General features: G+C 35.7%; 23 protein-coding genes, 1 tRNA gene and 1 pseudogene. 5 read left to right on the top strand and 20 right to left on the bottom strand.

The window, feature by feature from the left end; translation table 11 throughout:
• Nucleotides 1-32 precede the first annotated feature (32 nt).
• Entirely contained in the window at nt 33-866 is an 834-nt protein-coding gene (gene ygiD / locus BGC7_RS10430) for a 4,5-DOPA-extradiol-dioxygenase (RefSeq protein WP_050701535.1), read from the top strand.
• A gap of 12 nt (nt 867-878) precedes the next feature.
• Entirely contained in the window at nt 879-1241 is a 363-nt protein-coding gene (locus BGC7_RS10425) for a winged helix-turn-helix transcriptional regulator (RefSeq protein WP_050701534.1), read from the top strand.
• 28 nt (nt 1242-1269) lie between these two features.
• On the opposite strand, the pseudogene BGC7_RS10420 reads toward BGC7_RS10425, so the two are convergent.
• The 3 genes and pseudogenes from BGC7_RS10420 to BGC7_RS10405 all read right to left on the bottom strand — a co-directional run.
• Nucleotides 1270-1775 (bottom strand): annotated as a pseudogene (locus BGC7_RS10420) (ATP-binding protein); the annotation flags it as partial.
• Nucleotides 1776-2116: 341 nt separating this feature from the next.
• The gene (locus tag BGC7_RS10410; RefSeq protein WP_185112974.1) at nt 2117-2776 is read right to left on the bottom strand and encodes a transposase; all 660 of its coding nucleotides are present in this window, start codon (nt 2774-2776) and stop codon (nt 2117-2119) included.
• 157 nt (nt 2777-2933) lie between these two features.
• Complete coding sequence (locus BGC7_RS10405; protein ID WP_050701530.1) at nt 2934-3419, bottom strand: hypothetical protein; 486 nt, start codon at nt 3417-3419, stop codon at nt 2934-2936.
• Between the two features lie 279 nt (nt 3420-3698).
• Between BGC7_RS10405 and BGC7_RS10400 the strand changes: the two genes are divergently transcribed.
• The gene (locus BGC7_RS10400; RefSeq protein WP_050701529.1) at nt 3699-4136 is read left to right on the top strand and encodes a hypothetical protein; all 438 of its coding nucleotides are present in this window, start codon (nt 3699-3701) and stop codon (nt 4134-4136) included.
• 1317 nt (nt 4137-5453) lie between these two features.
• On the opposite strand, the gene BGC7_RS10395 is transcribed toward BGC7_RS10400, so the two are convergent.
• The 17 genes from BGC7_RS10395 to BGC7_RS10315 all read right to left on the bottom strand — a co-directional run bounded on the left by BGC7_RS10395 (nt 5454) and on the right by BGC7_RS10315 (nt 21038).
• Nucleotides 5454-6512: a hypothetical protein gene (locus tag BGC7_RS10395; protein ID WP_050701528.1), complete on the bottom strand. Its 1059-nt coding sequence runs from the start codon at nt 6510-6512 to the stop codon at nt 5454-5456.
• A 28-nt stretch (nt 6513-6540) separates the two neighbouring features.
• Entirely contained in the window at nt 6541-6981 is a 441-nt protein-coding gene (locus tag BGC7_RS10390; RefSeq protein WP_157258697.1) for a hypothetical protein, read from the bottom strand.
• Nucleotides 6982-6993: 12 nt separating this feature from the next.
• Entirely contained in the window at nt 6994-7536 is a 543-nt protein-coding gene (locus BGC7_RS10385; RefSeq protein WP_050701526.1) for a hypothetical protein, read from the bottom strand.
• Nucleotides 7533-7994, bottom strand: a complete 462-nt coding sequence (locus tag BGC7_RS10380) for an RHS repeat domain-containing protein (RefSeq protein WP_157258696.1) — start codon at nt 7992-7994, stop codon at nt 7533-7535. The genes BGC7_RS10385 and BGC7_RS10380 overlap by 4 nt, the downstream gene beginning before the upstream one ends.
• A 47-nt stretch (nt 7995-8041) precedes the next feature.
• The gene (locus BGC7_RS10375; protein WP_050701524.1) at nt 8042-9382 is read right to left on the bottom strand and encodes a hypothetical protein; all 1341 of its coding nucleotides are present in this window, start codon (nt 9380-9382) and stop codon (nt 8042-8044) included.
• Nucleotides 9383-9895: 513 nt separating this feature from the next.
• Nucleotides 9896-9966 (bottom strand) — tRNA-Cys (locus tag BGC7_RS10370).
• A gap of 91 nt (nt 9967-10057) precedes the next feature.
• On the bottom strand, nt 10058-13057 hold the full coding sequence (locus BGC7_RS10365; protein WP_050701523.1) for a PEP/pyruvate-binding domain-containing protein: 3000 nt from the start codon (nt 13055-13057) through the stop codon (nt 10058-10060).
• A 91-nt stretch (nt 13058-13148) separates the two neighbouring features.
• Nucleotides 13149-13613 (bottom strand): DUF4293 domain-containing protein, encoded by a 465-nt coding sequence (locus tag BGC7_RS10360; protein ID WP_050701522.1) that lies wholly within the window; start codon nt 13611-13613, stop codon nt 13149-13151.
• Between the two features lie 9 nt (nt 13614-13622).
• Nucleotides 13623-13955 (bottom strand): DNA-directed RNA polymerase subunit omega, encoded by a 333-nt coding sequence (locus BGC7_RS10355; RefSeq protein WP_050701521.1) that lies wholly within the window; start codon nt 13953-13955, stop codon nt 13623-13625.
• A gap of 27 nt (nt 13956-13982) precedes the next feature.
• Nucleotides 13983-14834 (bottom strand): outer membrane protein assembly factor BamD, encoded by an 852-nt coding sequence (locus BGC7_RS10350; RefSeq protein ID WP_050701520.1) that lies wholly within the window; start codon nt 14832-14834, stop codon nt 13983-13985.
• A 95-nt stretch (nt 14835-14929) separates the two neighbouring features.
• Nucleotides 14930-16144: an aminotransferase class V-fold PLP-dependent enzyme gene (locus BGC7_RS10345; RefSeq protein WP_050701773.1), complete on the bottom strand. Its 1215-nt coding sequence runs from the start codon at nt 16142-16144 to the stop codon at nt 14930-14932.
• 10 nt (nt 16145-16154) lie between these two features.
• Nucleotides 16155-17495, bottom strand: coding sequence for a Fe-S cluster assembly protein SufD (gene sufD / locus BGC7_RS10340; protein WP_050701519.1), 1341 nt, complete (start codon nt 17493-17495; stop codon nt 16155-16157).
• Nucleotides 17495-18253 (bottom strand): Fe-S cluster assembly ATPase SufC, encoded by a 759-nt coding sequence (sufC, locus tag BGC7_RS10335; protein ID WP_050701518.1) that lies wholly within the window; start codon nt 18251-18253, stop codon nt 17495-17497. Before sufC ends, sufD begins: the two co-directional genes overlap by 1 nt.
• A gap of 132 nt (nt 18254-18385) precedes the next feature.
• Nucleotides 18386-18727: a hypothetical protein gene (locus BGC7_RS10330; protein ID WP_050701517.1), complete on the bottom strand. Its 342-nt coding sequence runs from the start codon at nt 18725-18727 to the stop codon at nt 18386-18388.
• A gap of 17 nt (nt 18728-18744) precedes the next feature.
• Nucleotides 18745-19509 (bottom strand): exodeoxyribonuclease III, encoded by a 765-nt coding sequence (locus tag BGC7_RS10325; RefSeq protein ID WP_050701516.1) that lies wholly within the window; start codon nt 19507-19509, stop codon nt 18745-18747.
• 9 nt (nt 19510-19518) lie between these two features.
• On the bottom strand, nt 19519-20292 hold the full coding sequence (locus BGC7_RS10320; RefSeq protein WP_050701515.1) for an ABC transporter ATP-binding protein: 774 nt from the start codon (nt 20290-20292) through the stop codon (nt 19519-19521).
• Complete coding sequence (locus tag BGC7_RS10315; RefSeq protein ID WP_050701514.1) at nt 20289-21038, bottom strand: MlaE family ABC transporter permease; 750 nt, start codon at nt 21036-21038, stop codon at nt 20289-20291. Before BGC7_RS10315 ends, BGC7_RS10320 begins: the two co-directional genes overlap by 4 nt.
• Before the next feature lie 311 nt (nt 21039-21349).
• Between BGC7_RS10315 and glmS the strand changes: the two genes are divergently transcribed.
• The gene (gene glmS, locus BGC7_RS10310) at nt 21350-21754 is read left to right on the top strand and encodes a methylaspartate mutase subunit S (protein WP_050701513.1); all 405 of its coding nucleotides are present in this window, start codon (nt 21350-21352) and stop codon (nt 21752-21754) included.
• Nucleotides 21755-21759: 5 nt separating this feature from the next.
• On the top strand, nt 21760-23142 hold the full coding sequence (gene glmL, locus BGC7_RS10305) for a methylaspartate mutase accessory protein GlmL (protein ID WP_050701512.1): 1383 nt from the start codon (nt 21760-21762) through the stop codon (nt 23140-23142).
• Nucleotides 23143-23145: the final 3 nt, after the last annotated feature.

Genomic DNA, 23145 nt, shown 5'->3' with positions numbered 1-23145 from the left:
CGAATACTTTTTATCCTCTTAAATTAAAAGCAATGACTATAAACGATTTACATAAAAGCGTATCATCGCAGCGAGATACTCCTATAATGCCAATATTATTTATAGGACATGGATCACCCATGAACGCAATCGAAGACAATGAATTTTCTAAAATGTGGACAGAGTTAGGCAGTAGCCTACCTATACCTCGTGCGATTGTATGTATTTCGGCTCATTGGGAAACAAGAGGAACATTTGTTACAACAGAAAATCAGCCAAAAACTATACACGACTTCTCTGGATTCCCTCGCGAGCTATATCTTCAGAAATATCCATCGCCGGGTGCTCCTTTATTAGCACAGGATGTGATAGATAATATACAAACAACCCACATAGAAGGAGAAAATAAGTGGGGATTAGATCATGGTACATGGACAATATTAAAATATACCTATCCGCAAGCCAGCATACCCGTAATACAGATAAGTATAGACCATTATAAAAATACACAATGGCACTATGATCTTGGTAAAGAACTAGCTTTTCTTCGTACCAAAGGTGTTTTAGTTATTGGTAGTGGCAACATGATACATAATCTTCGAATGATGCGAATAGCAGGAGATGACTTCAATGCTGAATATGGTTATGATTGGGCTTTCGACATAAATAATATTATCAAAAACAACCTGATCGAGGGTAATGTAAAGTCTTTGATAAACTATCATTCGTTACATAAAGATGCTAGCCTTGCAATACCAACACCTGAACATTATATTCCAATGTTGTATATATTAGGAATGAAAAGTAAAAATGAAAGGATAAGGATATTTAATGACAAAGTTATTGCTGCATCGCTGAATATGACGTCTTTTATTGTAGAAAATTAGAAAAATAAAAGGATGAAAACTAAAAGCAAATTAAATGATGTTTGTCCTGTAAGGTCTGTTTTAGATGGCATAGGAGGTAAATGGTCTATACTCATATTAGATATTTTAGGCGAAAGGGGAACATTACGCTTTAGTGAAATCAGTAAAGCCTTAGGAGATATTTCGCAAAAAATGCTTACATCCACTTTGCGCCTACTAGAAGCAGATGGCATTGTTTCTCGAAAAATGTATGCAGAAATACCTCCACGTGTTGAATACGAACTTACAGAATTAGGCCATGATTTATTGCCCAATATCCGTAGTCTGATACAGTGGAGTTATAAGAATATTGAAATAATAAAGAAAAACAGAAAGGCATTTGAAGATAATCTTTAATAGATAGATATTCCATCAAATGATAATCTATATCATAGAAACATTTAACACATAAGGATGTAATCAATGTAGACTTCTTCCCATGCCTGTCTTCTATGATATCCAGTAGAGTGACTCTTGCCTGTGAGTCAAAAGCTTGTAAGCCAAAGTCATCGAGTATAAGCAGGTCTGTGTTCTCTCTATCCTTTTAAGTTCAGTCAGGTTAGTACCTTTGGCTTTGGCCAGTTTAAGTTGTCCCTTCAATTTGGCTGTTGAAGCATATAGCACCCTGTATCCCATCTGACAAGCATGAAAGCCTAATGCCGATGCCAAATAGCTTTTAGATGCCAGATAGCTTTTACCTGTTCCTGTACTGCCTGTAATAAACAGATCCTTGTGTTCCTTGATAAAGTCCAACGAAGCCAGCCTGCGTACTTCATTCTTATCCAAACCCCTTTCTACCGAGTAGTCGAGCTGTTCCAGAGATGCCTTAAAAGCCTTATACATATCAAATAAGCGCATCTGGCATAACTTATTCAATGTTTGATTGTTCATGATTTATTTTTAATTTAAATGTTTACTGATAATAGTCTTTACCTCTGATATTTTTATGATTGGGTATACGTGCAGCTTCATCTTCAAGCTTTACCTATCCAGACGCTTGTTCAGTATCTCTTCTATTACCCTGTAACCGTATTGTCCAAAGGATTGGGCGCAGCGGCAGGCGTCCATCAGACGTTCGTTACCTACACGCCGGGAGAAACTCAGTATGCCCGAACAAGACTTGTAGGCCTGCTCTGGATATATTTTTCCCTCCAGAACTTTGGCTATGTACTCCACCACATCCTCATGTATATCCATGGCCTGGGCGATGAACTTCTCGGCAGACCACTCGGTCAGTAACTGGTGTTGGTTGTATACCGATATTTACGTCTGTTGCGCACATGCTGGGCAATGAGCTCATGCCGGTAGTAAACTTCGACAGACTGCGACGAGTAAAGGACTTTGACTGTTTTACCGATGTATTTATAGGGCACACTATAATAATGGGTATCCACCCCTAAACGTATATATCCGTTCTTCCAGACGGTAAGTTGAGCCTGTTCCTTTAACTCATAGCGGATCGGGTTCAGGTCCTGCAACACATCAGGCTCAATCTCCTCGAACTGCCCTCTGCGGCTGTACTCCCGTTTATACATAGGTGTGTTGTTGTGTATCTCCAAAGCGACCCGGATAGCAGCATTCAACGAACTCAGGTGATAGAAAATACGCTTGTCCAGTTTGGTAAAGATTGTTTTATATACCAGCTTTACAGCGCCTTCGACCAGGGACTTATCATGTGGCTTGTAGGTCCTTGCCGGAAGCACAGTCATTGAGTTATGCTCGGCAAAGCAAGCGAAGGACTCGTTCAATACCGCTTCATATTTACTGCCCTTGGTTACGGCAGTTCTCAGGTTGTCGGGCACAACGCCCTCAAAATAGATAAGGGAGTTCTCACAAACCCGTATCAGGTCTCCTTTCTTCTGGCAGGATACTGCATCCCAGTATAGCAACAAAGACTTCTACTTCTGTCTTGGTTCCGTCACCATTATCCAAATGTAGTTTTTGAGGTGAAAACAGAACACATAATGAATGATGAAGATGATGAAAATTCAGATAATATAGATTAACTTATTAATGTGAGTTTTTTCTATAAAGGTGTGGAAGGTACTTTTATTGGGTTCTATTTATTAAATCAATAATATTAAATGGAGTCCATTTATTATTTGATAATATATCTAAAATACTAGCGTTTACTCTTAATCGTTGATTTATAATTATATCATCACAATAAAGATGTTTTGGACATGCAACTAAATGATATAAACCATTATCTCTCAATCCCAAATGTGTTTTATCAAAAGAGAAAAAACCTTTTTTTGTCATATCCTTAAAATCACTTAAGTAATACTCTAACTCCTCTTCTTTTTCTAATTGTATATATTCTTGAAGAAATGGGTTTAGTTCTATTTCATTATTATCAAACATTTGGGGAGCCTGTAGTGCAACATTTAAATTATTTTCATTTAAATCATTATTCTGAATAATAATATTCGGTATTATACCACCACCTGATGCAGCATGTATATTAATGAATTTTTCATCATAAACAAACCAATCAATATCTCTGGTGTATATTTCAAAAATAGAATAAGCCATATTTTATTTGTCAAAGGTTTCTATACAATTTCTACATATCGGGACAATCTGATTTGTTCTTGGACGTATAGCTTTTGAAAATTGAATATCTCCTAATATTAAAGATTTACTTTTTCGATGACTTGATGACTTCTCAAGACTTTATTTGAAGCTGAAATCTCCGCACAACATCCTAAATAATTTCCATTTATAAGGATCATTAATGATCAGGCAGAAAAAGAAAAAGCATTCAAGGCTCTATCTGACAGAAATTACAATTTCTTTAGAATTGAGTTTGATATGTTTGATAAGCAGTCTTTTATAAATAAAGATATGGCTCAGATAAGAACCATTGGGGATATTTTAGATAATTATTTGGAATTATATAGTTTTTGGGTAAAAGAAATGAGTCGGGTTGTATTATTAAACCAACTTGTAATGAGTAAAGATATGACTCCAAAACAATATATGATCGCCAGAGTCTTAGAAATAGATGGATATGTCTCATTTGAAGTCAATTGCCTTAAAAGAGGCACGGCTAATGCTAGAAGTAGATTATTAAACGAAGCTTTAGAAGTCATTTGTCAGTTTAGTAGTCTTCGAAAATACAATACAATGAAATTCAAGATAGATATCCTTAAGAACTTGAGACGAATTAAAAATAAAGAGGAAAAACTTGATATAGACGCTTTGTCGAAAATACTCTTTAAAACGGAGGATGCTATTAATAGAAAATAATTATACTATATATAATATCCTGTAAATATATAAACCCCTGTATTAAGAAGTAAAATAGAGTTATGATATTCGCAATATACCCTTTGCGCATTATAGAGATAGTCATTGAGAAAAAAACCTAGTACAAGGAATATATTATTGGCCCTTATTGCGAATAGCTAATTATATTGCGAATCCACTATCTAACCACTATAAGAAACCTTGAAGTGCAAAGATTACAATATTGAAGCGCAATAAGGCATACTATTATGGTTGGCTTGTATGAAATATAGCAAACACTATTCGCCAGTAACTAACACTATAATATGGTCTGGTTATAGATTGGTGATAAATGTTTAATCTCTAGAGTCTGTAAAGTATCGAGAGCTATAAGTAAGCACTGTAATTATGATAGAGATTGAAATATATCTTGAAATAAGAAAAATATTAAAACTTATTCAGTAACTATATTTATAGATTGAGCGATAAGGCATATTCCTTGCTTGCTATTGATGTCTATATATGAAATCGAAGGTAGATATAGAAATTGAAGAAATAAAGCCTGTAAAGGATATTCTTTCGTTGGACGATTCAGTCTATTTCTAAGGATGAGTGGAACGAAACCTTAGAAGGGTTTTAATACGAAGTATAGATTGAATTTTCTCGCCCAGTTTTAAAGCGAAATTCAAGCTTTCTTTCTCCTGCGCCTATCGAGGTCGTTTTCGATAGATAAATGCTGTAAACTGAGAGTAAAGATATAATATGAGCAATATAGACAGTAATTGAACTTTATCTATATTCTTCGGTTTTGAACTATCTCAAAATCCGTTTTAAGAAGAAAGCAAGGTACTCCTCTCAGAACTTTATGTATGTCTATTCCATCTTCAATGAAAAAGAAATTTGCACTTGTCTTGAAAATATCCCACTCCTCTGTTATTTCTTCAACTTCATATTTCCTTAGAGCCAGACTATCGAAGGTTATTCTAAGACAATTGGTTTTACCTATACGACAGGACTTAAGATTCCATAAATTATAAACGAGATTTCTGTCAATATTTTCAGGAAAATATATGTCTGTTCTTACAAATTTTTCGTTTTCGTAAAATAAAGATCACCTAAGAATGTGTCTTCTGGCTCATATTTTCGTCTGATAGTTACCATAAGAAGTAATTGCTAAGATTAAGAGGTAAATATAACAAAAAGGTTTAAATTCTTATAAAGATTCAGATAAATGTCAGTTCTAAAGAAATGCTATCTATTCCCTATATGCCCAATATGCGCCTTCTAAAAATAGGCAAACAGATAAATATTTAATAATAAACAAGTTGCTAAATTAATTTAAAGCTCCTTATTTGAATATTTATCTGGTTCTTTTCTAAGCAAATCTAACCATTGCATATACATTTCTTCTGGCATTTGTCGATAGCCTGATTTATGGAGTTCAACATATAAGGATTCCATTTCTGAATACATATCTTTTATGGATTGGTCTGTAAAAAGGGATTCGGGGCTTTTCAGGTTCTTAGCTTTCATTAGCGAATGAATATAATGCTTCTGTGCTTCGGCTTTGGTAAGGATGGCTTTTACGTTTGTAGGATGGTATTCTAAAACCTTATTACAGCATTTGATAACAAATTCGGGGTTATCCTTTCCATATTTATGTTGATAGCCTTGCGCTAAATCTACTAGGCAATTTGCTACGGCTTGTTTGTTACTGAGGGTATCCATATACAGACTATTGCGTATAGCATCTATTGTAACGTATCCCGAAGCGATTATCCATGCGTCAATAGGAAATGTTCCGCTCGTCAGTTCCGTATTGTACCAGCCTGATTTCTCTGAAAACAATTTGATATAGATATGGTTGGGCGCAAAGGCAAGATGACAGGGTATATTAAACTGATCGGCAAGTATCTTATATAAATAAGGTAATGAATGACAGTTGCCTTTACCTTTTTCTAACAATTTAGATACAAACATCTTTGCCCAGTCTGTTTGTCCTAAAGGGTCTTCAAAGTCATAGGTTAATGGCTTATGTTCATAGATAAGCATTGAATCGACAGGAATTAATACTGTATCTGTCAGAACCTTAAATATAGCTGCATGTTTGGTAATTATTTCTTTATCTCGGTCTATATAAGTTATTAATTGGGATTGGGAGAGTCCATTTATTAATCTGCAAAGAGTTTCGTATTCCTCACTTATCATTTGAGTATCTAATCTACCATCATAATAAGCATATTCTGTAAATAATACTGCATCTTTGAAGTTTAGCTCTGTCTTATCTGAAAGCATATTTTCTATATGAGAATAGGCTTGCTCACAGTATGCTTGTTGTGGATAAACTTCTAAATTACAACTATTTACGATTAATATAAATAAAATTCTCTTTATCATGCTATTTTATTCATCAATAGTATTAGTATTATTTTTTTTGCCATTCTCCTAGATTATCGAGAATCGCAGTCTCAAATATTTCACAAACTTCTTTCTTTCTTTCTTTAGTTACAGATTCAATTGTATGAAATTTTGCGCTATCTGTTTTTGCAAACTCTATAAATCCATACAATCCTATTGTAGAATTTTCTCGATAATTATCTTTTTGATGTAAATTTATTATGGTCGATAATATAACTCTGTCTGTAGCAATATAAAATGAAGCATAGTAAAAATTAAGATTGTCTACCTCAGTAGTTGTCTTTATGTTGTACTTCTCTGAGAAAGAACTTATTTTATTAATTAAAGTATCAACATCTGTATGTAGGATATAATATTTTGCATTGCTATAACTACCTGCCCCCCAATTACAGCTATCCCATCCAATTGTCAAAATTAATATAATAAGTATTGCTATGTTTTTTTTCATTTCCATTATCTATTATTTGCCAAATGTAGCCCTAATTCTTTTAGATTGATAGATCCAATTAAACAATATTGCTGTAGCTATAGACCTCCCCCTATCTTTTAAAGATGTTCCTGGATATATTGCATTTGCGATATTAGAACCAACTAAAAACAGATCAGCATCTCTTACTTTCGTATTAAAAAAAGCATCTGTTGAACCCGCTGCCCCTGCTTTATCATAAAGATTATCATGCACTATTGAGCCGTATTCACTCCTATTTCTTGGTTTATATTCATAAGAATATTTAGATTCAATATCCAATGCAGAGTTGCCATATGTCATAGGATTATCTCCTCCTGTATAGCTTGTACCAAGTAGGTTCCCATGAAGAGTTTCTGCATTTACACTATTATCACTTGTCCCAAATATAGTAAAATCCTTTCCGTATATAATATTATCATCAGCCATAAGATTACCATGAGCATCAACTACAGCTCCATATTCATTATTGCTACTTCCATCATTAAAAAAAGTAAATTGAGCTGTCATTTCGCCTTTACTATTATATCTTGTCATACTAGAACCGCTTGATAGATGCATGACAAAATTATCAGTCCCATATTTATTATTTGCATCTTCTTGTGAACGAATATTTCTGTCATAGTAATACTCAGTAACCCCCCATCAACGATACGGACTACCCAATCCATCCCAGTCGGATCAGTTCTTATTATCGGATTATTGCCTACATATACATACGGTGACCAACTATAATACTTCTCCGCCAATGGGTCAACCGTCAGGAAACGGCTTGTTGCTTCTGCCCTGTAAGCTAGTTTTGTAGTATCTTCTTCAAGGAATTTAACCACTTTGTTAGTCAGTGTATTGATTAATACCGTGCCTACCTGCATGACTTCTTCATTGTAAAAGGTTTCCTTGTACTTCCCTTTACTTAACGTAAGCGGTTCTTTTCTAACACCATGCTTTTTGAATATATCCTCTTGCGCCTGCGTGACTAAGCAGGTGACAAACAAAATGATTAAAAATAATGCTGCCTTTTTCACATATAGTCTGATTTAAGTTATTCCATTAATCGTAATGCACTTTTATACCTAATATCGTGTTCTCTTCTTTCTTTTTCTTTATTGACCGAATTAAGCCAGTTTTCATAGACTTCTTTCGGCATCTCAACGAATCCTATTTCATCTAATTTTCGGTATACATTATTTCTTTCCTCATACAATTTATAAATATAAGGATAATTTACTTTCAATGTATCTGGGGGAGGGCTACCTACCTGATGGGCTGCGTGTGACAGGTGTATAGAGTGATAGTTGGATTTCATTGCAAGTGCTGATGTATTTGTCGGTGCATATGCTAAAACAGAGTCTATACATTGGATTACAAACTTATCATATCCATATTTATGGATATATCCCGAAGCTAAATCCGACAGGCATTGTGCTATTACTTGTTCTTTTGTCTGTGGTTGCATATACACGCCATGTTTTATAGCTGCTGCATTGATAAACCCAGAACCGATAATAAAAGCATCTGTTGTCATTACTCCCTGTGTTAATTCAAGGTTATGCCAGTTGTTATTCTTGTCTTTAAACTTGATATAGGAATGTTGGGGAGAAAAAGCTAAGCTTGCTTCTGCTCCGACTTTTTCGCAAAGAATAAGATAGAGTAATGGCAGGGAATGACATTGCCCTTTATGTGAGGATAAAAGCTTGGTAACGAATAGTTTTGAAAAATCCTGTTCTCCTTGAAAGTCGTCAAAATCATATTGCATAGGAAAAGAAGTGGAGGCTCTTTCTTTCATCGGAAATTTTACGCTCAAGGTATCAGCCATAACCCGATATAACATAATATTCTTTGTTATCGGATTATTCCAATTTAAACCGTCCTGTCTTGCTTTTAATCGTGAAATATTAGTCATCTGGGAAATATTCTCCTCATATATCTTTTTATCTAATAATCCCTCAAAATAGGCATTCTCTACAGCGAATACTGCATCTTTAAGATTAAATGGTGTTTTACCATTCAGCATATCAAGTAGTTTTTCTGCTGTCTGGTAATAGTGTTCTGTACCTTGTGTACCAGACCAAGAGGGTAAATCGAATTGTATAGATGAATAACTAGCCAGTTCGTCTTCAAATTGATTTGGCTTTTGAGCCGTACTCATACGCTCGACAGTAAGCCTGTCTTGCTCGTACATATTCAGTTGTTGCTGACTACGATTATTGTTTATTGGAAAAGCGGGTATATTAGAAGCTGTATTATTTGGATTAGTAGTATTTCCTATAACAACGCCACGCGATATTGTAGTAGGCTGGGGTGTCTTCACTACAGATATTTGCCCGAATATATCAACTATACAAGTTGTCAATAGCAGGGATAAGGTGAAATATATCTGCATGGTATCATATATTGCACATTTAAGGCGAATTACACTCTTCTTGTAAAATTAAACATTCTTTAGAATTAATCAAAGGCTTTTGTTAAAATCTTTCTCGTATCTGAATTATTATATTGTAAGAGAATGAAAAAGCCCCGAAACTATTATGAATAATTTCTAGAACTTTATGGCTGTTTTAGCTATTTTAGATCATTTTTTGTTGCCGAAAAGTTTACTCTTTTTCTCGTGATTATCTATGAGTTTTTTAGTATCGTTAAAATATATCATGGTCGTTTTAAAATCACCGTGTCCCAGTAGATTTGATACGAAAAGATGTTGTCTATGATTTTCGAGAATGCTTGATATTTAGATAATATAAAGTTTCAATATATTCTTTATTGAGAGGAGTATAAACCATCAATCTACTGATTAATTAGCACTTGCATAAAAATATATTCCGTACCTCTCGCCGTACCTCCAAAAAATAAAAAACTCCAAAACTGTTATTAATAAACGATTTCGGAGTTTTTCTTGAGGTTCCTGGCGGATTCGAACCGCCGTAAACGGTTTTGCAGACCGGCGCCTAGCCACTCGGCCAAGGAACCTTTTTTGATTAGCGAATGCAAAGATATGAAATTTTATTTACAGACCAAGCTTTTACTATTGTTTTTACTAAAGACTTTTCAGATATAGCTCTTATAAATCGACACCATTACTTACATCTTTATTAAAATAGCTGTTATCAGGTTTAAGGACAGTCCCTATTTTCTTCTTTCCATTTATTTTAACAACTATAGGATTCGAAAAATGAATATGGCGGATATATTCTGTCTCAAAAACAGCAGGTTGATTATCTAAAAAAGCTTCATCAAATAAACCTCCATCCGAAATAAATGGATTGATAGAAAAATATCCTGCTCCAAATGACGTCAGATTCTGAAAAAAATGAGTTCCCTGACTCGGCTCTATCTTATAGTTATCAAGAGCAAGCTCGACCAAAACCTGCACATTGGATATCTGAGGCCATTTCACAGGAATACCCAACCATGAGTCGCTACTCCCCCATCGTCCCGGACCTACTAACACATAATTTGTATTCTTTTTCAGAAATTCAGCATTCAGATTATCTATTTCAACAGCAACCTGATTATTCTTTGCTGCATCGAAGCTCTTTGTTTTCACATAGACGATATCATACACATCGTTAAAAACGCCATGACCAAGAGCATTGTTGCAATGCAGAATCTCTTCTTTGGGCTCTATCTCGGATAAATCGTCCATCTGTAGTTCTTTGTTCTGAACAATAGGTCTGATCTGTAGCAGATAAAAATTTCCTTCGCCTTTATCTTTAAGGTCTGCAGCAAACTCTATTTCAACAGCGCGCCCCATCTCTTTTTGCCCTATTTCTAATATTTGTTGTAGAATTTCGGCTAAAGGGAAAACATTATGTTGAAGCACATTAACAAACGATATTATTTTACGCCCACTATCATAATAACCATCATATATTACCTGATCAACCGGATCGTATGTAGAGGAAATATATCTGATCGAATTATCTTTTTCAGCATCCTTTATGCTTAGTTTCAATAGGTTAAATCCATCATTTGTAGAAAATTCTTTTTGTATATCCTTCATATCCAGAGCATAAAAGAAACGCTGAGTATCTCTCAATGCCAAATCTACGCTGCTCAATTGTATTATATTGTGAGGATGAGCAGGAGAGAACCTTAAACTAACACCACCTTCTACAATATATTTACCCAACCCCAATACAATATTTGCGATTCCTTCTTCCGGTTTTTCATTTCCTACTGGATAAAAGTTAAGAGAACGGGCAACACCCGAAATAGTAGGATAGAAACGATCTCCATATGTAGTACCCACGGCCTCCTGTAGTACTATTGCCATTTTCTCCTGATCTATGAGATTCTGAGTTGCAGCCATATAAGTCTTGCTATCTTTATAAAAGACCGATGCATATACTGCTTTGATTGCTTTACTTAGCAAACGTAACATCTCATACTTATCAGCAATCAACGGAATCATATAAGTAGAATATACTCCTGCGAATGGCTGATAATGTGAATCCTCAAGTAAACTGGAAGAACGTACGGCAATAGGTGCATTTATTGTTTCCAAAAAAGCCATAAAGTCCTCAATCATACTATCTGGAAGGCCTGCTTTGAGAAAGTAACGAAGTATCTCTTCGTCCGGCTTATCCGACAGAGCCACAGGATATAGATCATTCACTTCCATAAACTCATCAAATATATCGGTACACAAAACCACAGTACGAGGTATCTTTACAGGAATATTACTATCTTCATTCAGCTCTAGGTGCTCTTTTACAATATTATCCATAAAAGCTATGCTACGCCCTTTTCCACCTATAGATCCATCACCCATTCGCGCAAAATTAGAGAATTCGTCGAAACGATCTCTATCATATACAGCAACTACCCCCGAATTTTTTACTTTACGATATTTTATTATCATATCATAAATAAGTTGACGAGCCTCGTCCATGCTACTATAATCATTCACATTTATTTTCTTGAGCCACTCTGCCATAGAAAACATAGCTCGGGAATAAAAAAATCTCGAAAAATGATCGTGAGAAAGATGGTATACCAACGATTCGTCGGGTATGCTAAATATATTTTTTTGTAAATCTTTCAGATTCCGAATCCGTAATATCTCCTCTTTAGTTGTAGGATTAATGATAATAAAATCTCCAAATCCGAAATTATTTATAACCTGTCTTTTCAGATCTCGGGGAAAGCTTTTTGAATTTTTATCAATGAATCCACACTCCAATTCATCTACATAGGGTTTATTTGCTATTTCGGAAGAAGCAAATACAATAGGTACAAATCTTTTTTGTGCTCTCACCCATTTAGCAAAGTGATACCCAGCCAATTTATCCTTATCTCCATTGTGAGAATAACTCATATCAGTGACAACACCCAGAATATTATTATAGTATTTAGAATAGATTTCAACGGCCTCTTCATAAGTACGTGCCAGCATAATCTTAGGCCGTCCACGCATGCGTAGCTTCTGCTGATGATCGTTCAGAGCCTCTTTCGAAAATTGCTTTGACTCTTCCATTATTATCTTGAATAACGTAGGTAATGCAGATGAGTAAAAACGTACAGAATCTTCGATAAGCAGAATGACCTGAACACCTACATTTTGTGTATCGTGCTCTATATTCATGGCATCCTCCATTAGCTTTATTATAGCAAGTAACAAATCCGGATTTCCTAGCCAACTAAAGACATAATCTACACCGGACAGATCTTCGTTCGACAATCTTTTCGTTACCTCTCTCGAGAAAGGAGTGAGAACTACAAAAGGAATCTCAGGATATAGATTTTTTATATGCTTTGCTGTTGCAAACATATCAGTCTCATCCATATTAGGCATTTGAATAATCAGCTCATAGTGATTTTCTTCCAGTTCTCTCAAAGCTTCTTCATCTGTAACTACTTGTGTAAACCGTGGAGGATAACTTAGATTGAGCGATGTATATTCATTAAATATCTGTTCATCTATCCGTCCGTCATCTTCCAGCATAAAAGAGTCGTACTTTGTTGCCACTAACAGTACATTGAAAATACGCTTAGCCATTAAGTTGGCAAATGAAGTATCTTTGAACCGGAACGCTTTTATATCGGGTAGTTTTTCCATGACGATTTTATTTATGATGAACAAATATAATGTAAAAAAAGAAGCTGGATAGTATCTTCTATCCAGCTTCTCTGTATTTTGTAAATAATTACTAACGTATGCGATTCAACGATTTCACAAGTTTTTCGTCTTTCTTTATTCTCAATATAGCCAAAACATTAAATATAAGAGCTATAAAAGGTAATACTAATGCAAACTGACAGGATGGTATCATCGATCCCGATACTATCGTTTTCATGTAATATAAGAAATAGACTGCCATAGTAATATAGTAGATGACGATTGCGACAACAGTCAGCCAACCTATATTTATCTGTAACTTACGTTTTTTATATAAGAAAATATTAATTACAGGCATTAAAAACCCTATTATACTGAATGTCAATATACCCCATGTAGGATACGATATCTTTCCTAATTCGGTTCCTATACCCCACGAGTAAAGGACTTGTACTATATCGTTTTTTCCTACAAACTCTATCAATGGAAAAAATGAAGCTATTCCCATCAATAAAGCCGCAATCAGTAAAAATATAGTCTGTATACGTTGTATCATTCTCTTATCTTAGAAGTTATCTTTATCTTTATTCGGATTTCTATAATAAAGTTTTCCTTCTGTATATTCCTGTGCAGCAATGAGGCTTGGCTTTGGTAGTTTTTCGTAGTAACGAGAGATCTCTATTTGTTCTCTGTTTTCAAAAACTTCTTCCAGATTATCATTGTATGAAGCAAACTCTTGCAACTTCTTATCCAAATCCTGCTTCATCTCCACAGAAATCTGATTAGCTCTCTTTGATATAATTCTTACTGTCTCATATACATTTCCTGTATCTTCTGACAAGCTCATCATATCTCTTGTTACTGTATTGCTGGCAGCGTTCGATTTCCTGTAATCCATATTACTTTCTAAAATTATTATATTGCTTTATTTATTTATTTCTTGTTGTACAGCTTCATTTGTAATATTATCCACCTCTTGTCCCAACATTTTTAGGGCCTGACGATAATATTTTTCCGATTCTTTTGTGTATTTTCCGCTAGGGAACATATTTTTATAGTTGAAATGCTCATCCAATAGCTCTCTATAGCGGGTATCTCTTTTGTTTTCGACACTGTAATATGCCAACTCATATCTGGAACGAACAATCAACATTTGAAATTCTTCTGCAAATACAGAGAAAGGATAACTTTTAAGGGCTTCGCGAGATGTAACAATACAAGATTCATAGTTGTTACCCATGTACAGACCTAAATTGTAATAAAGGCGTGCAGCTAAAAATTCTTTATATGCTAATTTCTCTTGCAACTTAAACATTAAGTCTTGCGCTTCGGGAGCTTTCTCACTTTGAGGAAAGTATTCTAAAAACTGCTGAAATTCCTGAATTCCTCTGATTGTACTCGTTTGATCGAGACGGGCATCAGGAGAATCTAAGTATAATCCATAGGCAGAATTATACCTTGCCAACTCTGTATAGTCTCCTTTAGGAAACTTATTATAATATCTGGCATAATACTGAGTTGCTGTAGTATAATCTTTATCGTGGAAATAAGCCTGAGCTAGCAAAAAGAGTATTTCCTGTTCTTTCGAAGACCCTGTATATGGGGTGAGTACCTCTTCTAATAAAGTTATGGTTCTACCATATTTTTTCTCGTCAAAGTATTTCTTAGCATACGTATATTTCAGTTCTGCATCGCGGCTTTTCAATATTTTATTATATTCACCACACGATGCTAATACTAATGCTAGTAATAAGGTACACAGGATTCTGATTTTCATTCTACTCAAAAATTAGTTTGCAAATTTACACAAAGCTTTTATAATTTGAAAATAAACTTTTACTATTATGTTTTTTTTGAGATAAAGGACTAATACTAACCGAACATTGCGACCACTCGCTTCACTCCGTCTACTAATCTGTCAATATCTTCTTTCGTATTGTAGAATGCTATTGATGCCCTTACCGTACCTTCTATCCCAAGCACATCCATAAGCGGTTGAGCACAATGATGACCGGTACGTACAGCTATCCCCATCTTATCAAGAAGCATTCCCATATCGTAATGATGAATATTGCCTACAAGAAAGGATACGACACTACTTTTTTTATCTGACGTTCCAAATATACGAATTCCTTCTATTTGCATCAATTTATCAGTACAATACTGTAATAACTCATCTTCATATACTTTTATTGAGTCGAGCCCTATTTTTTTTATATAATTTATTGCAGTGCCCAAAGCTATCACTCCCGGATAGTCGGGTGTTCCTGCTTCAAACTTGAATGGTAACTCATTGAAAGTAGTACCTTTAAAAGACACCTGACTAATCATTTCGCCTCCTCCTTGATAGGGAGGCATTTGATTCAACCATTTTTCTTTTCCATAAAGAACCCCTACCCCATTCGGTCCGTAAATTTTATGTCCTGAGAAAACTAAAAAGTCGCAGTCCAATTTTTGCACATCTATTTCCATATGTTGTACAGATTGCGCTGCATCTACAAGTACAGGAATATCGTTGCGATGTGCTATCTCAATAATATCCTCTATAGGATTAATAGTACCTAATACGTTAGATACATGCATTATAGAGATTAATCGGGTTTTAGGAGAAATAAGCTTCTTCATCTCTTCTAAATCCAACTCTCCTTTGTCATTTATGGGAATTACCTTAAGAGTGATCCCTCTAATAGATTCTTGCAGTTGCCACGAAACTATATTGGCATGATGTTCCATTTCGGAAATGATAATTTCATCTCCTTTATTACAGAACTGACTGCAAAAACTATGTGCTACCAGATTAATAGATTCGGTAGTCCCTTTTGTGAAAACAATCTCTCTGCTATGCTCTGCGTTTATAAAGTGCTGCACAGTCACACGAGCTTCCTCCGCCAAATCGGTTGCCCGCTGGCTTAAATAGTGTACACCACGATGCACATTGGCATTCGTGGTGTAATATATATTCTCCAATTCTTCTACCACACATCTTGGTTTCTGAGTAGTAGCTCCATTATCTAAATAAACAAGGGGCTTATCATAAACAAAGGATGAGAGTATAGGAAAATCGGCTCTTATCTTTTCTATGTTCATTTTTGTTATTTTATTTACATACTGCACAGTTTCCACAACGGGCAGATTCTCCCTTGAAGCGTTTTTCGACTAAATCAATTAACCTTTCTTTTAGCCGGGGAATACGAACATGCTCAAGAACTCCAGCTGTAAAGGCTTGCATAAGCATAAGCCGTGCCTGATCTACACCTATTCCACGCGAACGCAAATAGAACAGAGCCTCTTCGTCCAACTGGCCGGTAGTCAGTCCGTGCGAACATTTTACATCATCGGCATATATTTCCAATTGGGGCTTTGCATACATCTTAGATGTAGGAGATACGCACAAATTGTTATTTGACTGATAGGCTTGTGTTTTCTGAGCGTCTTTTTCTACAAGAATGCGACCACAGAAAGCTCCTACAGCATCGTCTTGAAGCACATATTTAAATAACTGCGTACTCGTGCAATGAGGTTTGGCATGATCGAGAAATGCGAAATTGTCTACATATTGCTCTTTATCGGCAATAACCATACCGCAAACATAAGCCTCTCCATGTGCTCCGTTAAGCTTTACATTGTAATTGTTGCGACTGCGCCCAGTATTCAATGTTATATTGTTTACCAGCACATTGGAAGACTCTTCCTGTAATACAAATGTATTTGTCAACTGTGTCACTTTCGCAGAGTTTTCCTCCAAATCGTAATAGTCTACAATCGCGTTTTTTCCTGCGTATATTTCTGTTACCTGTGTAGCCAAAAACTGAGAATCGTCTACTGTATGATCACACAAAAGAAGTTTAATCTGAGCATCGTCTTCTGCTATAATGAGAATACGGCGGTTTACAAGATAGCTGAACTCGCTTTTCAGTATATTAATCAATTGTATGGGTTCTTCGACAACGACTCCTTTAGGCACATATACGACAAAACCGTCTTGAGCAAACATTGTATTAAAGGCAATGATGCCATTATTGTTTACATCTGCTATTTGTCCGTAATATTTAGCAAACACATCAGGCTGACTTTCTGCAAACTGTGCCATACGCCCTACAAATACTCCTTTAGGATAATTTACATGCGGCTGATCTTCGGTATGGAATAAGTCGTTGAGTACGAAATATAAATTTGTTGTAAGATTCGGGATTTCACACTTATAGGCAATATAAGGATTACCTTTGAATGGTACACGGTTCAGGTTGAGTCCGAAATCGGGTATAAATTCAGCTGCAACATCGAGATACAGATAATCTTCGAGTTTTTTCGTAGGAAACCCCTGGCTAATGAATGCCTCCAAAGCCTTATCGCGAAGACTATTCATGCCCGCTACAGATTTTTGGTCTATCTTATCTCTGTATTGAGTGAATATGTCTATATATTGAGTCTCTATCATTACTGAAATTCTTTAATAATCCAATCGTAACCTTTATCTTCTAGTTCCAGAGCCAATTCAGGGCCTGCACTTTTCACTATACGTCCCTTGTACAATACGTGTACAAAGTCAGGTTTGATATAGTCAAGCAAACGTTGATAGTGCGTGATAACTACAGTAGCATTGTCTTTGCTACGCAACTTATTAACACCTGCTGCAACTATACGCAATGCATCTATATCCAAACCAGAATCGGTTTCGTCCAGAATTGCCAGTTTGGGTTCCAGCATAGCCATCTGAAATATTTCGTTACGTTTTTTTTCTCCACCCGAGAAGCCTTCGTTTACAGAGCGTCCGGCAAGGTCTTTATCTAATTCCACCAGTTCTCGTTTTTCACGCATCATCTTCAAAAAGTCTGATGCAGAAATAGGCTCAAGTTCTTTGTGCTTGCGTATCTCATTTAGCGATGCACGCATAAAATTTGTCATGCTTACGCCGGGAATTTCTACAGGATACTGGAAACTTAAAAAAAGCCCTTCACGAGCTCTGTCTTCAGGATCCATATCAAGTAAATCATGCCCTCTGAAGTCCACTTCACCTTCGGTTACTTCGAAACTTGGATTACCTACCAACACAGAAGCCAATGTGCTTTTGCCTGCTCCGTTAGGTCCCATTATGGCATGAATTTCGCCTTCATTTACTTCGAGGTTCAATCCTTTCAAAATCTCCTTACCTTCTATATTTGCATGTAAGTTTTTTATGTTTAATAAATTGGCCATTATTATTTTGCTATTGTTAAAAATTAAATTCTTAGCGTTACTCTCCTATTGAACACTAAGAAATGATATATGTTCAATTCCAAATTGCTTTCGTTGACAAAATTAACCATACAATTTGTTTATAACAAATTATCAGTTATTAATTAAATCTATATTGCTTATTGCGTCCCCAATAGAGTCTACAATATTTCCACTAGCTTCTCCTGCTACCTTTACAGTGTTCTCTAATATATCTCCTGTATGTTCTACTATAGAATCCTTTACTGAAATTATCGTTTCTGATATATTATCAAAAACACTAGTATCATCAACTGTATCCTTTGCAGTACTATTGGTTGATGGTAAATTAAGAGATTCTTTCACGATATTTATTGGAATATCCAATATATCTCCGATTGCTCCCGACAAGAAAGGATTGTTTTTCTCTTGTCTGTCTTCTTTATCACCTATATTTTCTTCTTTATTCTGCTCCATATTTGAAAACACAATGTTCAAAAGTCCATTTCAACAACGATAGGACAATGATCTGAGAAGTCAATTTCATTAAGAATACGAGCAGCATTGAGACGAGGCTTAGCAGCTTCCGATATCAAATGATAGTCTATACGCCAGCCTAAGTTTTTGCCTCTGGCTCCTGCCCTATAACTCCACCACGTATATTTCTCAGCACTTTGGTCATATACCCTGAATGTATCAATCAACCCTGTATCTACAAACTCATCAAACCATTGACGTTCTTCAGGTAAGAAGCCTGAGCTTTTGGTATGCCGTTCCGGATGGTTGATATCAATAGGTTTATGGCAGATATTGTAATCGCCACAAATTAATATTTGCGGACGTTCTTTTCTTAGTTCATTTATAAAATTAGTGAAGTCGGCAAGGAAACTCATTTTTACATCCTGACGTACGTCTCCCATTGTTCCTGACGGTATATAAACACAAATAACAGTCATATCGCCATAATCGGCTCGCAAGACTCTGCCCTCTCTATCATAAGCAGGCATGTCCATACCTGATTTTACAAAATCAGGTTTGCGCTTTGTCAAGATTCCTACTCCGCTATAGCCTTTCTTTTCTGCCGGATGAAAATAGTAATGATAACCGAGCGATTGTATGGTAAGTACATCTATTTGCTCCTCCATAGCTTTTATTTCTTGTAGGCATAGAATGTCGGGAGATTCTTTTTCCAACCAGTCGTACAAACCTTTACTTACAGCAGCACGAATGCCATTGACGTTATATGATATTATTTTCATTTCCTATATTTATGTCAGTTTATTGCCTGCATTTTCTGCGGCCTTTACTTTTTTGAAAAGATCGGATGCAAAAACGAAGTCGTTAAAATCTTCGTTAGTAGAACTCATCACTTCTCCACTAGTTCCCTGCCATTCCAGATTACCTTCTTTTATATAATTTATACGTTCGCCTATCCCCATCACGGAGTTCATATCGTGGGTATTGATTACAGTCGTTATATTATATTCCTTAGTAATATCATGGATAAGGTCATCTATAACAAGAGATGTTTGTGGATCTAACCCTGAGTTTGGTTCGTCACAAAACAAATATTTTGGATTAAGAGCTATAGCTCTGGCTATTGCAGACCGCTTCATCATACCCCCACTTATTTCCGACGGATATAAATGTCCGGCATCGGCAAGATTTACACGCTCGAGGCAAAATTGAGTACGTTTAGCCTGCTCTGCCTTCGACATTGAAGAAAACATCATTAGCGGAAAGTTTACATTCTCGAACACAGTCATAGAATCGAACAAAGCTGAGCCTTGAAATATCATACCCATTTCCTGGCGAAGAGCTTTCACTTCCTGTGGTTTCATCTTGGTCAGGTCACGTCCATCATACAGTATTTGTCCACTAGTGGGGCGCATAAGTCCTACCAGATTCTTAAGTAACACTGTTTTTCCCGATCCGCTTCGCCCTATTATCAGATTTGTTTTTCCTGCTTCGAAAAGAATACTTATATCTTTAAGAACTTCTCTGCCATCAAATGACTTATAAAGATTTTTTACTTCTATCATGACATCATCAATTGTGTAAGTAATAAGTCGGCAACCAAGATAAGAATACTACTCATAACTACAGAGTCTGTACTGGCTTTACCCACATCAAGAGAACCACCCCGGGCCGAATAGCCATAGAAAGAAGCAATAGAAGCAATAATAAAGGCAAATATTATAGTTTTTATTATTGCATACCAAACATAAAATTCTTTAAAGAAGAACTGTAGTCCGTATTGAAATGTATCTGCGGGCATCACATCCCCTAATATACATACTCCAAAGCCGCCTATCACTCCAAAAAACATACTTAAAATAACCAAAACAGGAATAAAAGCCATAAGAGCAATAATCTTAGGAAGAATAATATAATTAGCAGAATTAACTCCCATTATCTCTAAAGCATCTATTTGCTCTGTAACCTGCATTGTTCCTATTTCAGAGGCAATATTAGAACCTACCTTTCCGGCCAATATAAGACACATAATGGTGGATGAAAACTCTAATATCAAAATCTCCCGAGATACATACCCTACAGTATAGCGTGGCATAAACGGAGAATCGATATTCAATTTTATTTGCACGACAATAACGGCTCCAATAAAAAAGGATATAATAATCACTATCCAAATAGAGTTTACCCCAAGCTTATTGACCTCAGCCAAAAACTGACGAAAAAAAACATTCCACTTCTGAGGTTTAGCCAAAACCTTTTGCATAAGAAGTGTATATCGTCCTAATTTCTCAAATAAAGATGTTAAAAGCATATATTTTGAGTTCTATTACGCATTAATTTGTAAAACTAGACAAAGATACATTTTTTTTATAAAGTTCGGGATTTGTAAAAATGGATTCTGCTTTCAATAAAGATATTTTATAAAATATAAGACAAATCATCACCTCAGACAGAAGTAAAAGAAAGGGCTCTAATATTGAATAAAAATACAAACAAATCAAGACAAATTGGATGTAGCGCACAAAAATCATTTTGACACAAAATAAATCCATTTTTTATTTTTTTAATTATAATATATACTATCTTTGATGCGTATTAACCGTTCTAATATAACCATTTGCTATGAAAAAAACGATTGTAACAGGAGTTATTGGGGCCGACGTACATGCTGTGGGCAATAAAATTCTGGCATTTGCACTAGAAGATGCAGGATTTAACATTATTAATCTTGGAGTAATGGTATCGCAAGAAGAATTTATTGCAGCAGCACTAGAGACAAACGCCGATGCAATTGTGGTATCTTCCCTATATGGACATGGAGAGATTGACTGTAATGGACTGAGGGAAAAATGCGAGGAAGCAGGTCTTACGAAAATCCCTCTATTGGCCGGAGGAAATCTGGTTGTGGGAAAACAAGACTTTGCAGACGTTGAAAAACGCTTCATCTCGATGGGGTTTACCAGAGCATACCCTCCCGGAACAACAATTGAAACAACGATAAGTGATTTGAATGAACTTTTAAGTTGATTTGAATGAAATACCTGACTGCTGATTTTGGAAGCACATATACAAAACTAACAGTCATAGATTCCGAAAAACACTCGATACTAGGTACAGCTAGTGCCTTCACCACCATAGATACCGACATTATGGTGGGATTTAACAATGCACTACAAAGTCTGGAAGCGAAGATCGGAAAATTTAACTATGATCAATTACTCTGTTGCAGTAGCGCTCGGGGTGGTTTAAAAATGGTTGCGCTTGGTTTTGTACCCGAACTGACTGCAAAAGCGGCTAAAATGGCGGCCTCTAGTGCAGGTGCGAAAGTTGTAAAAGCCTACTCGTTCGAGATTTCCAAAACAGAACAAGACGAAATATATAATATAGATCCGGATCTGATACTTCTTTGTGGAGGTACGAACGGAGGAAATAAAGATGTTATTATTTCTAATGCAAAACGCTTGTGCGAAATAAACCGGGACTTCTCTATTATAATTGCAGGAAACAAAAGTGCATCACATGAGCTGGACACCATATTTAAAAAATCGGAAAAAGATTACATTATAACAGATAATGTTATGCCATCATTCAACAAGCTTGAGATTGAACCGGCAAGAAAGGCTATCAAAGAATTATTTATAAAAAAAATAGTAGAAGCAAAAGGCCTAGCTGCTATACAAAAAATATCAGCAGGAGAAGTTATACCAACACCTTTGGCTGTAATGAACGCATGCGAATTGCTAAGCAAGGGTACTAAGACAAATGCAGGCATAGGAGAATTTATGGCTATTGACCTAGGAGGCGCTACTACCGACATTTACTCTATGGCTAAAGGTGATCCTACAATGGAAAATATGCTTGTAAAAGGTTTGCCTGAACCTTTCAGCAAACGCACTGTAGAAGGTGATTTAGGCATGAGATACAGTCTAAATTCTCTATTTAGCGAACTTGATATTGACACATTCGAGACAGAAACAGGAATAGGTAAAAAAGAAGTAGCAGATTGGGTTGCCTTTTGTACAAACAATCCTAATACAATAACAGAAAGCAACTCCAAAGAGCATCTTATAGAAGAATCTCTTGCCAGAGAAGCTGTGAGTATTGCAGTAGAAAGACATTGTGGATATTGGGAAAGTACCTACTCACCCATCGGCGAAATATATTCAATCATAGGAAAAGACTTATCTGATATCCCTTTGGTTATAGGTATAGGGGGAGCTATTATAAACAGTCATCAGCCAGCTAAAATTCTAGACGGAGTAAAATACAATCCTAAAAAATATAATTGCATGAGACCCAAGAGTCCCCAATATATGCTCGACAAGAAATATATTTTTGCCTCAATGGGACTCTTAAGCATCGTAGATCCCGATCTAGCATTAGATTTAATAAAAAAAGAAACACAACTAATATAACCT

Origin of the sequence: Dysgonomonas sp. BGC7 (genome assembly GCF_001261735.1) — a bacterium.
Taxonomy (GTDB): domain Bacteria; phylum Bacteroidota; class Bacteroidia; order Bacteroidales; family Dysgonomonadaceae; genus Dysgonomonas.
Note: the sequence above shows the minus strand (reverse complement) of the source record. Positions and strands in the feature narration are given on the sequence as shown.